Below are 14,168 nucleotides of genomic sequence, written 5' to 3' on the forward strand. Positions count from 1 at the left end.
GTATTTATTCAATTTAATTCAAAAATAGCCTGCCATATCGACGTTACATTTTTAATATCTTCACTAAACTCTTCACGTTTTACGCAGCGACCTTGCTGATCTAGGCTCAACACATGATAGCGTGAACGATAATCTATATAGGCTTTAATAAGTTGCTGTTTCTGTGTGCCTGTAATGCAACCAATTTTAGCCGCGTCCGTTAAAATTCTGACATTGTCAGAATTATCGCATAAATGGGTAAACTCATGAGCGTGCTTTAATACTAAATATTGGGTCATAAACTCAATATCAGTCATCGCCCCCACATCTTGTTTTAAATCAAACTGCTGCTCGTTGCCTTTGGCTAAATGACCACGCATTTTTTCGCGCATTTTAATTACGTCGGTTTTTAACAGCTCAACATCACGTTTTTGACACAATATCTCGGCGCGAATTTGTGCAAAACGCGTTACTAATTCAGTTTGCCCCAAAATCAGCCTCGCTCTGACTAAAGCTTGATGCTCCCACGTCCATGCTTGAGTTTGTTGGTAATGATTAAAACTCTCTAAGTTAATCGCTAATAACCCTGACGCCCCCTCTGGACGAAGGCGAGTATCTAATTCATATAAAATACCTGAGGCAGTACGGGTATTAAATAAGTGCATTAAACGCTGTGCTAGCTTTAAATAAAATTGCCTTGAGTCAATTGCCTTGTCGCCGCTGGTATAGCTGGTACCGTCATGGTTATGGACAAAAACTAAATCGAGATCAGAGTCATAACCCACCTCAAAACCACCGGTTTTTCCATACGCAATAACGGCAAAGCCTTTATGTTCATCGTCGGTATTAGGTGGCATACCAAAACGTTTAGTACAATGATACCAAGCAATATTAACAGCCTGATCAACTATTGCTTCTGCAAGTGCAGTTAAGTGATCGCTTACTTTCATCACATCAATAACACCAGTGGCATCTGCGGCGGCAATCCGTAACTGATGAGTTTGTTTAAACTGACGTAATGCTTCCATTTGTTGTTCAAGATCGTCATGTTCAATACGTAAAAAATACTGTCTTATTTCATCTTTGTACGCTGTTAATGGGGTCGGTTTATATAGTACTGCAGGGTCAATAAGTTCATCGAGCAAAATGGGGTACAATGAAATATGCTCACCAATCCACTTGCTATGGCAGCAGAGTAAAACTAACTGTTTTAACGTTCCAGGATTTTCATACAACAGCTCTAAATATGCGGTGCGCGAAATAATTTTATTTAATATTTGGCATACCGTTGTAAATGCACTGGCACTGGCATTAAAGTCGTTTAATTGTTTGAGCAATGCAGGCATTAATTTATCAAGAATATCGCGTCCACGATTACCAACTTTGGCTTTAGATAGCCGTTGTTTAAAGTCATTTAATGGTGTTTGCCACTCATCTCTGGGATCATTTAAAAAGCTAACATCGCCATGATCCCAAGTACTTATAAACGCGCCTTCACAGGTATCAAGTGGTTCGGTTTCTTCACCAATTACCTGAATAAACTCATTATGAATTTGCGCCATTACCTGCTCTATTTTCTCAATCGCTGAGCCAAAATCACCTTGGTTCAATAACACATTCAACCGTTGCTGATTTAGCTCATCATCAGGCAGAGTTTGTGTTTGCTGATCATCAAAAATTTGCAGGTATTGCTCTACCCTACGTAAATAAAGGTAGTTATTTTTAAGCCCGCTGGCCTCATGTTCATCAATCACTTGGCTAACTGTTAGCTGCTCTAATGCAGTTAATAAAGATTGTGTTTGTAAGTTAGCTTCTCTGCCGCCTCTGACCATTTGCAATGCTTGAACAATAAATTCAACCTCGCGAATGCCGCCACCGCCTAGTTTAATATTATTAGTTAAGCGCTTACGACGCACTTCTTGGGCAATCATGAGTTTCATTTTTCTAAGCGATTCAATCACTGAAAAATCAATATAACGGCGATATACAAAAGGCCTCAGCAAGGTATTAAACTCCTGCCAATAAATGTTAGGCGTACCAATTAAACGCCCTTTTAACATCGCGTAGCGCTCCCAATCACGCCCTTGCTCTTGGTAGTAATCTTCAATGGCATTAAAGCTCATCACCAACGGACCACTTTCACCAAATGGGCGCAGGCGCATATCAACCCGAAATACTTGGCCATCGACCGTACATTGGTTCAGGGCTGTAATTAACTTTTGGGCCACCTTGGTATAAAAAACAGATGCTTCAAGCGAGCGACGTCCCCCTTGGGTTTTAACGTTGCGGGGGTATGCAAAAATAAGGTCTATATCAGATGAGTAATTGAGTTCTTGCCCGCCTAACTTCCCCATGCCTAGTACCATTAAGGGTAAAGCGCTTTTATCTTCATCTAATGGCTCACCATTAGTTTTAGCAACATTGTTGTAGGCCCATTGGTTGGCACTATCTATAAGTTTATTAGCTAGTTCACTAATGTATTTAATACTATCCGCGATTGAGTTTTCACAACACAAGTCTAAAAATGCGACTTTTAGCCAGTATTTTTCGCGATATTGGCGCAGTAATTGATGACATTGCTGCTCTTCTACTTCATTTATATTAAGCGTTGCAAAGGGATCTGAAATTTCTCTATTGTTAATTTCAACGTCGCATAGCAACCAAGATAACAGCGAAGGTTGAGAACTTAAGCTGCGCCAAGCAAAATCACTTAACGCTAATAAACGCACGATTTGCTGCTGGATTTGTTGTTCGGGATACAGCGCGGCAAAACGCGTTTCACCCAGTTTTTGTAATTGAATAGGAAGCTGCGTGTCGTTACTCATCAATACCCTCTTTTATCTCACCAATAACCATACTAGAATGGTTAAAAACCTATCAAGGTAAATCTATTTAGGAACACCATGTCATATTTGTCATTATCTAACACTAGTTTAGTTGCGATTGCTATTAGTTTTGTGGTTATTTGTATTATTATCATCAGTTTAAGAATTGTTACTCAAATAAAAGCAAAACAAGCACTTAAAGAAGAATTAGCGCAACATGATAACTTTGCAATGGGGATTAGTTTTGCCTCTGAAATATCAGTAGTGATCGCCACGATGGCATTTTTGTTTGATGAAATAAGTATTAGCACGGCTCAATCAAATCCACTAAAAGTAATTTTGTTAATTGTGCTATTATTTTCGTTTATAAAAATGGGGCATTTAATCCATCGTAAATGGATATTACGCCGCTTTAATGAAGAAGCTGCCATATTAAAACAAAACGTTTGTGCGGCGCTGGTTGATTCAGGGATGCTGATTGCTAACTGTATTTTAGTACTGGGTTTGTATACGTGGACACACACTCAGGGCTTTAGTAATTTATTAATAGCCTCAGTAAGCTTTTTTGTTTTACAAGGACTGTTTGCCCTAGATAGTAAAATACGCGAAAACCGCTTTGCTAAAGCCAATCAAGGGGCTTCGTTGCAAAGTAACTTTGGTTTAGAAAATACCTCAATTGGTATTCGCTATGCGGGTAAGTCAATAGGCTTGGCACTTGCCGCGTATGCAGGTTTATCAAGTGCGGCGTTTCAAAACGGTAAAATGGTAGAAAACTTATTTACTTTGGTAATGCATTGCGGTGTGATGTGGCTATTACTATACTGTTTAACGTATATAATAAAAATTATCTCAATGCCAAATATCGATACCGCACTTGAAGTCGATCATCAGGATAATATTGGCATTGCCTGTATTGAATTTGCTGTATTTTGTGCTATTGGTTACTTATTGATAAGTATGTTTTCAATTTAGTACCAAACACGTTAAATTTAGCCGTTGCTAAACGTCCCTATTTAATAGTTTGGTAAAATTAACAGGGACTTTAGGCATATGGCAATTAAAACAGGAAGTTATCTATTAATTGATATAGATAACGAGTTCAGCCGATCATTTGTAAATCAGTATATTAATACCAATGATGCTGCTAAAAAAGACATTATAATAGCCGGTGCGAATACGCAAAAGCTGGTTAAAATGATGTTTGATGAACTCGTTAAAGATTATTGCTATTGCGATATTGAGAACGAAATCAGTATTTCAGAGCTCGCCAGCTACCTCCACGAACACCACAATGTTCAAGGCGTGTTATTTAATCAAACAGATTATTTGCTCGCCGATGATAAACAACGCTTTATTTATAATTCATTACATGAAAAACGCTATATTATCAGTCAAACCAATCATGGTTATGACATTAAGCCTATAAATGAAGAGTGTCATTCAAATCATTTGTCCTGTCATACCGATATAGCTCAAACCGCACAAGCGCTAGCTGAGCTTGCAGCCCCTGAATCTGAAAAATAAATAATTGCACCCAAGCCTTTGCTTACTTACCATAGAGGGATATAACTTCTATGTAAAAAAGTGATTTGCCATGCGAGTGCCTCATATTTATCAATCATCTGCGATTGCTGTTAATACCCCTTTAAGCCTTGACGATGATGCTGCAGGGCACATAGGTCGTGTGTTACGCATGAAAGTGGGCGAACAGGTTTCTATTTTTAACGGTGAAGGCGGAGAATTCCTCAGTGAAATTATTGAGGTAAGTAAAAAGAGCGTGGTTGTTATGCCGCTTGAATTTAACTCTCATGACGTTGAATCACCATTAAAAATTCATTTAGGCCAGTGCGTATCTCGTGGTGATAAAATGGACTTTACCATTCAAAAGTCGGTTGAATTAGGGATCACTGAAATCACCCCTATTTTTAGCCAGCGCTGTGGCGTAAAACTAAGTGGCGACCGCTTAGAAAAAAAACACCAGCAATGGCAAAAAATAGCGATTGCCGCAGCAGAGCAATCTGGGCGCAACTTTGTGCCAACAGTACACTCTCCCGTTGATTTAAAAAGCTGGCTTGAACAGCAAACAGCTGCCATTAAATTAACCTTACACCCACGCGCCGAACACAGCATTAAAACCATTACCGTTCCCGATGGCGGCGTGCGCTTTTTAGTGGGTCCTGAAGGCGGGTTTACCGACGATGAAATAGCGCAAACAAAACAACAAGCGTTTGTAGATATTCGCTTAGGCCCGCGCGTTCTTCGTACAGAAACAGCGGCATTAACCGTTTTAAGCGCACTACAATTACAATTTGGCGATTTAGCTAATTGAAATAACTAAAAGCACCCACATATCAAGGTTACAGTTGTAAAAAACACATAAATTAAGGCACAGCGCATGGCAATTAAGTTAGGTATTATTTCAGATCCTATTAGTGGATTTAACATTAAAAAAGACACCGGTTTTGCAATGATGCTGCAAGCGCAAACCCGTGGCTACGAAATTTACTATATGGAAATGGATGATTTATCGCTGCGTCAAGGTAATGCCTACGCCACAGCAGCCAAAGCACAGGTTTTTGATAACACAGAAAAATGGTATGAGCTTGAAGAAAAAACCAGCATTGCGTTGGCTGATTTAGACGTTATTTTAATGCGTAAAGATCCGCCTTTTGATACTGAATATATTTACGCAACCTATATTTTAGAACGTGCAGAGCAAGCCGGTACTTTAGTTATTAATAAGCCGCAGAGCTTGCGTGATGCCAATGAAAAACTATTTACAGCTTGGTTTAGTGAGCACACACCTGATACATTAGTTACGCGCAGCCAAAAGCAAATCCGTGAATTTTTAGCCGAGCATAAAGATATTATTTTAAAACCATTGGATGGCATGGGCGGTGCTTCTATTTTTAGAGTGAAAGCAGATGATGCCAATATTGGGGTAATATGCGAAACCTTAACTGAGCATGGCAGTCGCTTTGCTATGGCGCAAAATTACATTGAAGAGATCACTCAAGGTGATAAGCGCGTATTGGTTGTTGATGGTGAAGTTATTCCTTATTGCTTAGCGCGTATTCCACAAAACGGCGAAACGCGCGGTAACTTAGCCGCTGGCGGACGTGGTGAAGCACGGCCAATTAGTGAGTCAGATCTTAAAATTGCTCAAGCAGTTGCCCCTACATTGAAAGAAAAAGGCTTAATATTTGTTGGTTTAGATATTATTGGCGATAAGTTAACTGAAATTAACGTAACAGCCCCAACCTGTGTTAAAGAAATTGAAGCCGCTTACGATATTTCTATTACCGGTATTTTATTTGATGCCATAGAGAAAAAGCTAAATAAATAAATTATCACTGAACCAGTTCTAAGATATAAAGCGATGACGCTTATCGTGTCATCGCTGAAAACTCGAATAAATTTTTAGTGTTAAAACATGGGACTATGCCATACTCAAGATTCAATAACTAAAAGGGTAAAAATTATGCAGTCATTAGAAAATCACTTTTTAATCGCAATGCCATCAATGCAAGACCCTTTTTTTAAACGTGCTGTCACTTATATTTGTGAACACAATGAAGAAGGCGCTATGGGACTTGTTATCAATCAACCGATTGATGTTACCGTAGGTGAATTACTCGACAAGATTGATATTGACAACGATAAGTCTCAACAAGCTGCGCAAGTGACAGTGTATGCTGGTGGGCCAGTTAAAACTGATCGTGGTTTTGTGCTACATTCACCAAAACCTGGGTACTCGGCAAGCCAAAAGCTGAGCAGTGATATTATGATCACCACCTCAAAAGATGTGTTAGCCACGTTAACTACCGCCCAAGCACCCGAACAATTTATAATTACCTTAGGTTACTCTGGTTGGGAGCAAGGCCAATTAGAGCAAGAACTACTTGATAATAGTTGGCTGATTATAAAAGCCGACCCTAAAATAATTTTTGATACTCCAGTAGAAAAACGCTGGGAAATGGCAGTTTCTATGCTTGGTTTTGATGTTAGCCAATTAAGCCCCGAAGCTGGACATGCTTAGGGTCTGTTGACCTTTGCGGATTAAAATTTGTTCAAACTAGGGGCGGTTTAATCGCGGCGCGAAGTTTGTAACCTAGTGGGCTAAGTAAAAATAGACCCTAATAACATAAAAGATAAACATGACTAAAAAAACTCTAAAACCGCAGGGTGAACGCACTGTAATGGGATTTGACTTTGGTACTAAGAGTATTGGTATTGCAATTGGTCAAGAATTGACAGGCAGCGCCACCAGCTTAAAAGCGGTGAAAGCTCAAGATGGCATCCCTAATTGGGATGACATTGATGTGCAGGTAAAAGAGTGGCAACCTGATTTAATGGTGGTTGGCCTACCGCTTAATATGGATGGCACCTCACAAGAGGTTACATTTAAGGCTAAGAAGTTCGCCAACCGTTTGCATAACCATTACGGTATTGCGGTTCATACTCAAGATGAGCGCCTCACGACCGCTGATGCTAAAGCACGGTTGTTTGAACGTGGCGGTTATAAAAACTTAGGTAAAGGCAACGTAGATAATATGTCTGCGGTGATCATTTTAGAGAGTTTTTTTGAAGCCAGTTATGGTGAATAAATTGCTTTAACAAAAAAAGCGCCTTGGGCGCTTTTTTTATGCGTGGATTTACACTAGGGGCAATTTAATCGCTGAGCGGGCTTTGCAACCTAGTGGGCTCGATAACTGCTCCTGCGTTATTCCACTGGCTTACATCCATGTAAGAATAAGTAAAAACCGAGTAAAGCTTGCGCCCTGCTCTCGCCCCTTACCTACATCCATGTAGGCAAAAAATCAGGTCATATTACCTTTATCATCAAGGCCATCAATGGTTACACCTTGTAAAAAGCCTGCTCCCTGCTGCTCGTTATTACGCAGTTTTATCATCAAGCGTAAATCATTTGGTGAGTCTGCATGATGCAGTGCATCGGCATAGTTAATCCGTTGCTGTCTATATAGCTCAAATAAAGCTTGGTCGAAGGTCTGCATGCCCACTTCAGTTGATTTGGCCATAGTCTCTTTAATGCCACCAATATTGCCGTTTTTAATCAGCTCACTCACCATTGGCGTATTCAATAACACCTCAATAGCTGCAACGCGCCCTTCACCGTCAGAGGTCGGGATCAGCTGCTGGGCAATAATAGCGCGTAAGTTTAATGCTAAGTCATATTTAAGCTTGTCGTGCTTTTCTTTTGGCACTAAGTGCATAATACGGTCAATCGCTTGGTTAGCATTATTAGCGTGCAAAGTGGCAACACATAAGTGACCAGTTTCGGCAAAGCTTAACGCATATTCCATGGTTTCTTGCGAACGAATCTCACCAATTAAAATAACATCTGGCGCTTGGCGTAAAGAGCTTTTTAGTGCTGACTCAAAGCTTTCTGTATCTAAGCCCACTTCACGTTGGGTAATAATACTTTTTTGGTGCTCATGCACAAATTCGATTGGATCTTCTATGGTTAGAATATGCCCGCGCTGATGGCGATTTCTATAACCAACCAGTGCCGCCAGTGATGTTGATTTACCGGTTCCCGTACCACCTACAAATAATACCAGGCCTCGCTTTGACATAATGACATCGGTTAGTGCCGAGGGTAACCCCAGCTCTTTTACATCGGGTATTTTGGTCACAATCCGGCGAATAACCATCCCCGCTCTATCGCGTTGCCAAAATGCCGAAATACGAAAGCGCCCTTCGCTGGTCGCAATCGCAAAGTTACACTCTTTAGTGTTATGAAACTCGGCTTTTTGTTTTTCACTCATTGCCGACTCAACCAACTCCAGCGCTTGCTCATCGGTTAGTTTGTCATCATTAAGAGGGGTGAGCTCGCCATTAATTTTGGCGCTAATAGGCAGCTGGCTTGATACAAATAGATCAGAGCCTTTTTTGTCGATCATTATTTGTAAAAAATGATTCAAAGATAAAGTCATAATAATTCCTTAAGCGCTAAACTGCGTCTTATCTTGCGCTTTTGCATGCGCTGCAATATGAGTGATGATGCCACGGTTAACAAGGTTTGTTAAACATTGATCCATAGTTTGCATGCCCTGCGACGCACCGGTTTGAATTGATGAGTACATTTGAGCAATTTTATCTTCACGAATTAAGTTACGAATAGCAGGCGTTGCCAACATGATTTCGTGTGCAGCCACTCGCCCTCCACCGACCTTCTTGATCAGTGTTTGTGAGATAACCGCACGCAATGATTCTGAGAGCATAGAGCGGATCATGTCTTTTTCTTCACCTGGGAATACGTCAATGATACGGTCAATGGTTTTAGGTGCCGAGGTGGTATGCAAAGTGCCAAACACTAAGTGACCAGTTTCAGCGGCAGTCATAGCAAGGCGAATAGTTTCTAAATCTCGTAATTCACCGACCAAAATAACATCGGGATCTTCACGCAACGCACTTCGCAGGGCGTTAGAAAAACTATGTGTATCGCGGTGAACTTCACGCTGGTTAATTAAGCTGAGTTTATTGTCGTGCACAAATTCGATAGGATCTTCAATGGTCAGTACATGATGATGTTTAGTTTGATTTATATAATCGACCATGGCTGCAAGTGTAGTCGACTTACCTGAACCCGTAGGACCCGTGACTAATACCAGACCTCGTGGATTATCTGAAATTTGTTTGAATATTTCCGGCGCGCCCAAATCTTCAAGTGTCAGTACGTCACTCGGGATAGTACGAAACACGGCAGCAGGACCACGATTAGAGTTAAAGGCATTTACACGAAAACGTGCTAAATTAGGGACTTCAAAAGAAAAATCCACTTCGAGATTTTGCTCATAGTCCTTACGCTGGTTATCGTTCATAATGTCATAAACCAGACTGCTGACTTCTTTATCTCCAAGTGCTGGTATATTAATACGTCGCACATCACCATCAACACGTATCATAGGTGACACCCCTGATGATAAGTGCAAATCTGATGCTTTATGTTGCACACTAAATGCCAATAATTCGGTGATATCCATTTATGACTCCACAACTAACTGATAAATATATGGTTACAATAGCAGAACGACTCACATCCGCCTACGCTAGAATTGCAGAGGCAGCGCAAAATGCGCAGCGTAACAGTAACGACATTACGTTACTTGCAGTATCTAAAACCAAACCCGTCTCTGATATTATGGCAGCTTATGAGCAAGGGCAACGCCAATTTGGTGAATCTTATGTTCAAGAAGCTGTAGATAAAATAGCGCAACTAGGCACATTTAGCGATATTGTTTGGCATTTCATTGGCCCCATTCAGTCAAATAAGAGCGCCTTAGTGGCTAACCACTTTGACTGGGTGCAAAGTGTTGATAGGCTCAAAATAGCAAAACGCTTAAATGCTCAGCGTCCGCAGGAACTACCCGCACTTAATGTGCTAATACAAGTTAATATTAGCGCAGAAGAAGCAAAGTCGGGCTGTGCAATAGAAGAAATTGACCAATTAGCACAATTTATAAGTCAATGCTCGCAATTAAAACTGCGCGGACTAATGGCTATTCCTGCAAAAAGTGACGATGAAAACACGCAGACTCAATATTTTGAGCAATTACAAACTTGCTTTGATAAACTACAGACCCAATATCCTCATATAGATACGTTGTCGATGGGGATGAGTAACGATGTAGAGGCTGCCATAGCGGCAGGTTCAACCATGGTGAGGATCGGCACAGATATTTTTGGAACACGAACTTAAAAGGTGATAACAGACATATGTCAGATAAAAAAATCGCATTTATAGGCACAGGTAATATGAGCTACGCCATCATTGGTGGCATGGTAAAAAACGGCTTTAACGCAAACAATATTATTGCGACTAACCGCAACCAAGAAAAACTAGCTAAGGTAGCCGCGGATTTCAAAGTGCAAACCACCAGTGACAATAACGAAGCTATGCGCGATGCAGATGTCATTGTTCTGTCTGTTAAACCACAAATGATGGGCGACTTATGCCAATCATTTCAAGATTCAGGCATCGACTTTAGTGATAAATTATTTATCTCAGTTGCTGCGGGCCTAACCGTTAAACGCTTACGTGAAATGCTTGGCCAAGATGTGAAAATGGTGCGTTGTATGCCAAATACACCGTCGTTACTTGGCCGTGGCGTATCGGGCTTGTATGGCGCTGGCGAAACGCAAAGCGAACATGAATTTGTACAACAAGTATTTGAGTGTACCGGCATTGTAGTATGGGTAGAGCAAGAGTCACAAATAAATGACGTAATTGCTGTTACCGGCTCTTCGCCAGCTTACTTTTTCTTATTTATGGAAGCAATTGAAGAAAAAGCGAAAGCATTGGGCTTTAATGATGAAGACGCGCGTCGCTTAGTACAGCAAACAGCGCTAGGCGCAGCTGAAATGGCACTTAGCCAACCAGATATTAGCATTTCGCAACTGCGCGCCAATGTAACTTCAAAAGGCGGCACCACACATGCAGCCGTTGAGCATTTAAAAGCGCAAGGCTTAACCCAAACTGTGGGTGATGCAATGGATGCGTGTATTGCGCGCGCAGTGCAAATGGAACAAGAACTTTAAAACCATTTTTTATTGAAGGTTATACTATGAATGCCATGCAATTTTTAATTAGCACCTTGTTTGATCTATTCTTGATGGTGGTACTACTGCGTTTTTGGCTACAGTGGGCAAAAGCCGACTTTTACAACCCGATGAGCCAATTTGTGGTCAAAGCCACTTCGTTTGCAGTTAATCCACTGCGAAAAATCATTCCAGGGCTGGGCGGGCTTGATTTAGCCTCTTTGTTACTGGCATTTATAGTAGCGGCTGCAAAAATAAGTACATTAATGTGGCTTATTTATAGCTCTTGGGCTATTCAACCTGTACTTATACAGGCGCTAATAACTGTTTTAAAAGAAGGTTTAAACTTAGTTTTTTGGGTGTTAATTATCCGCGCTATTTTAAGCTGGGTAAGCCAAGGCTATAACCCAATTGAAGCGGTATTCCATCAGCTAACTGAGCCAATGTTAAAGCCAATCCGTAAAATTTTACCGCCATTGGGGGGATTAGATTTATCGGTATTGGTACTGATTATCGGCATTCAGTTTTTACAAATGCTGCTAATGGACCTTTTAGCTTAAGCATAACGTAATATAAAAGAGGCTTAGCGCCTCTTTTTTACATATTCAGGAGTTAACCATGCAACGTTTAATCAAGTTTTGTTTTATTGCTTGTCTCGCTTTAGCATTTAATGCACACAGCGCTCAAGAACAAGGTGCCCAATACAAAGAACTAGGCGCTTGGCAAGTTCACTATATTGCTTTCCCATCTACGTTTATTCAACCTCAAATAGCTAAAGCGTATGACCTTGAGCGTAGTGGCTATAAAGGCATTGTTAATATTTCAATATTAAAAAATGATGCCGATAAAACCGCTCAAAAAGCGACATTACAAGGCACCGCTAAAAACTTATTAGGTAACAAGCAAACCCTTAACTTTAAAGAAGTCGTTGAAGGCGATTCTGTTTATTACCTAGCACAAGTAGATTACACCAACGAAGAGATTTTACGTTTTGAAATTGAAATCCAACAAGGTAATCAGTTTCAAACATTAAAGTTTAAGCAAAAATTTTACGTAGATTAAATATGACCAACACCTTAGTACTTGCAACCGGCAATCCCGGAAAAGTAAACGAGCTGGCTAACATGCTCAGCTCACTTAATATTAATGTTGTACCGCAAAGCGACTTTAATGTCAGTGACGTTGCCGAAACAGGCACCACGTTTGTAGAAAACGCGATAATTAAAGCGCGTCATGCGGCTAAAATTACCGGACTGCCTGCTATTGCAGATGATTCAGGCTTAGAAGTTGATGGCCTGAATGGCGCACCCGGTGTTTACTCTGCTCGTTTTGCAGGAAATAGCGCAAGCGATCAAGATAATATCGATAAATTACTGGCTGATTTAGGCAATAACCCTAATCGCAGCGCTCGTTTTTGGTGTGTGTTGGTACTAATGCGTCATGCTGACGACCCTACCCCACTTATTTGCAGTGCTAGCTGGGAAGGTGAGATTACCCTTAGCCAACACGGTAAAGGTGGCTTTGGTTACGATCCTATCTTTTTTGTACCATCAGAAAATTGTACCAGTGCAGAGCTTACAAAAGAGCAGAAGAATGCATTAAGCCACCGTGGACAAGCACTTAATAAATTACTACAAGAGTTACAACACAAAGGCGGCCTGTGAACCTTCCTCCACTGAGTTTATATGTGCACGTGCCTTGGTGCGTGCAAAAATGTCCTTACTGCGACTTTAATAGCCACGGGCAAAAAGGTGACATCCCTGAAGCTGAATATGTACAGCACTTAATTGACGATTTAAAAGCTGATTTACACTTAGTACAAGGGCGAAAAATTCACAGTATTTTTATTGGCGGCGGCACGCCAAGCCTATTAACCGGCGCGGCATATACCCGTTTACTCAATGAAATAGATAACCTAATTGGTTTAAGCGATAACTGTGAAATAACCCTTGAAGCAAACCCGGGCACAGTCGAAACTGGCCGTTTTAAAGATTATGTAAAAGCAGGGATTAACCGTATCTCTATTGGCGTGCAAAGCATGCAAAATGATAAGTTAAAAGCCTTAGGCCGAATTCATGGTGCCGATGAAGCCAGTTATGCAGCACAACAAGCTAGTGAAGCAGGGTTGAATAGCTTTAACCTTGATTTAATGCATGGCTTACCAGGGCAATCCCTCGATGACGCACTAAGTGACTTAAAACAAATCATTGCCCTGAGCCCACCACATATTTCTTGGTATCAGCTCACCATTGAGCCTAATACGCAATTTGCTTCAAAACCGCCCACGTTGCCACAAGATGAAACCTTATGGGATATTCAAGAACAAGGCCAAGCATTATTAGCACAAGCAGGCTATCAGCAATACGAAATATCAGGATATGCAAAACCAGGCTTTCAATGCCAACATAACTTGAATTATTGGCGGTTTGGCGATTATCTTGGTATTGGCTGTGGCGCCCATGGTAAGGTTACTGATGCGAAAACGGGGGTGATAACACGCACTGAAAAGGTTAAACACCCACGGGGCTACATGGACATTATTAAGCCCTACTTGTACAAAAGCTGGCAAGTAGAGCAAGATGACTTAGCGTTTGAATTTTTTATGAATCGCTTTCGTTTAACAGAGCCATGCCCGATTGAAGACTACAGTGCACTGACTAATCAGCCATTACAAAGCCAACAAGCGGCTTTAAATAAAGCTATTAACACAGGTTTATTAATAGAAAAAGACGGCCATTGGCAAGTAAGCCTTAAAGGCCATCGCTTTTTAAATGACCTGCTAGAATTGTTCGTATAACGCTT

The 14,168-nt window shown here is 40.9% G+C and carries 15 protein-coding genes; 12 read left to right on the forward strand and 3 right to left on the reverse strand.

The features are described from left to right. Window positions 1-8: 8 nt before the first annotated feature. Entirely contained in the window at window positions 9-2,804 is a 2,796-nt protein-coding gene (glnE, locus tag AC27JR_RS04035) for a bifunctional [glutamate--ammonia ligase]-adenylyl-L-tyrosine phosphorylase/[glutamate--ammonia-ligase] adenylyltransferase (protein WP_487172853.1), read from the reverse strand. A gap of 78 nt (window positions 2,805-2,882) precedes the next feature. Between glnE and AC27JR_RS04040 the strand changes: the two genes are divergently transcribed. The 6 genes from AC27JR_RS04040 (at window position 2,883) to ruvX (ending at window position 7,411) form a co-directional block, all read left to right on the forward strand. Further along, complete coding sequence (locus AC27JR_RS04040; protein ID WP_008110578.1) at window positions 2,883-3,776, forward strand: DUF350 domain-containing protein; 894 nt, start codon at window positions 2,883-2,885, stop codon at window positions 3,774-3,776. A gap of 78 nt (window positions 3,777-3,854) precedes the next feature. Further along, the gene (locus AC27JR_RS04045; protein ID WP_487172854.1) at window positions 3,855-4,328 is read left to right on the forward strand and encodes a hypothetical protein; all 474 of its coding nucleotides are present in this window, start codon (window positions 3,855-3,857) and stop codon (window positions 4,326-4,328) included. Between the two features lie 70 nt (window positions 4,329-4,398). Further along, window positions 4,399-5,133: a 16S rRNA (uracil(1498)-N(3))-methyltransferase gene (rsmE, locus tag AC27JR_RS04050; protein ID WP_487172855.1), complete on the forward strand. Its 735-nt coding sequence runs from the start codon at window positions 4,399-4,401 to the stop codon at window positions 5,131-5,133. 66 nt (window positions 5,134-5,199) lie between these two features. Beyond that, a complete protein-coding gene (gshB, locus tag AC27JR_RS04055) occupies window positions 5,200-6,150 on the forward strand; it encodes a glutathione synthase (RefSeq protein WP_487172856.1) in 951 nt (316 codons plus the stop codon). A 135-nt stretch (window positions 6,151-6,285) separates the two neighbouring features. Beyond that, window positions 6,286-6,843, forward strand: coding sequence for a YqgE/AlgH family protein (locus AC27JR_RS04060; RefSeq protein ID WP_487172857.1), 558 nt, complete (start codon window positions 6,286-6,288; stop codon window positions 6,841-6,843). A gap of 118 nt (window positions 6,844-6,961) precedes the next feature. After that, window positions 6,962-7,411 (forward strand): Holliday junction resolvase RuvX, encoded by a 450-nt coding sequence (ruvX, locus tag AC27JR_RS04065; protein WP_487172858.1) that lies wholly within the window; start codon window positions 6,962-6,964, stop codon window positions 7,409-7,411. A gap of 213 nt (window positions 7,412-7,624) precedes the next feature. On the opposite strand, the gene AC27JR_RS04070 is transcribed toward ruvX, so the two are convergent. Both AC27JR_RS04070 and AC27JR_RS04075 read right to left on the reverse strand, forming a co-directional pair. Continuing rightward, complete coding sequence (locus AC27JR_RS04070; protein WP_076918448.1) at window positions 7,625-8,761, reverse strand: PilT/PilU family type 4a pilus ATPase; 1,137 nt, start codon at window positions 8,759-8,761, stop codon at window positions 7,625-7,627. A gap of 9 nt (window positions 8,762-8,770) precedes the next feature. Next, window positions 8,771-9,811 (reverse strand): type IV pilus twitching motility protein PilT, encoded by a 1,041-nt coding sequence (locus AC27JR_RS04075; protein WP_008113326.1) that lies wholly within the window; start codon window positions 9,809-9,811, stop codon window positions 8,771-8,773. A gap of 2 nt (window positions 9,812-9,813) precedes the next feature. On the opposite strand from AC27JR_RS04075, the gene AC27JR_RS04080 reads away from it, so the two are divergent. From AC27JR_RS04080 to hemW, 6 genes are read left to right on the forward strand one after another with little or no spacing between them, the layout of a single operon-like run. Next, window positions 9,814-10,527 carry a YggS family pyridoxal phosphate-dependent enzyme gene (locus AC27JR_RS04080; protein WP_487172859.1) on the forward strand — a complete coding sequence of 238 codons (714 nt, stop codon included), beginning with the start codon at window positions 9,814-9,816 and terminating at the stop codon, window positions 10,525-10,527. A gap of 17 nt (window positions 10,528-10,544) precedes the next feature. Next, window positions 10,545-11,366: a pyrroline-5-carboxylate reductase gene (gene proC / locus AC27JR_RS04085; protein WP_008113330.1), complete on the forward strand. Its 822-nt coding sequence runs from the start codon at window positions 10,545-10,547 to the stop codon at window positions 11,364-11,366. Between the two features lie 26 nt (window positions 11,367-11,392). After that, the gene (locus AC27JR_RS04090) at window positions 11,393-11,926 is read left to right on the forward strand and encodes a YggT family protein (RefSeq protein ID WP_008113334.1); all 534 of its coding nucleotides are present in this window, start codon (window positions 11,393-11,395) and stop codon (window positions 11,924-11,926) included. Between the two features lie 58 nt (window positions 11,927-11,984). After that, on the forward strand, window positions 11,985-12,428 hold the full coding sequence (locus AC27JR_RS04095) for a DUF4426 domain-containing protein (RefSeq protein WP_076918450.1): 444 nt from the start codon (window positions 11,985-11,987) through the stop codon (window positions 12,426-12,428). 2 nt (window positions 12,429-12,430) lie between these two features. Next, window positions 12,431-13,030 (forward strand): XTP/dITP diphosphatase, encoded by a 600-nt coding sequence (locus AC27JR_RS04100; protein WP_138569545.1) that lies wholly within the window; start codon window positions 12,431-12,433, stop codon window positions 13,028-13,030. Further along, window positions 13,027-14,163 (forward strand): radical SAM family heme chaperone HemW, encoded by a 1,137-nt coding sequence (gene hemW, locus AC27JR_RS04105; protein WP_138596744.1) that lies wholly within the window; start codon window positions 13,027-13,029, stop codon window positions 14,161-14,163. Before AC27JR_RS04100 ends, hemW begins: the two co-directional genes overlap by 4 nt. Window positions 14,164-14,168: the final 5 nt, after the last annotated feature.

It is taken from the genome of Pseudoalteromonas sp. NH0006-26 (assembly GCF_057552415.1).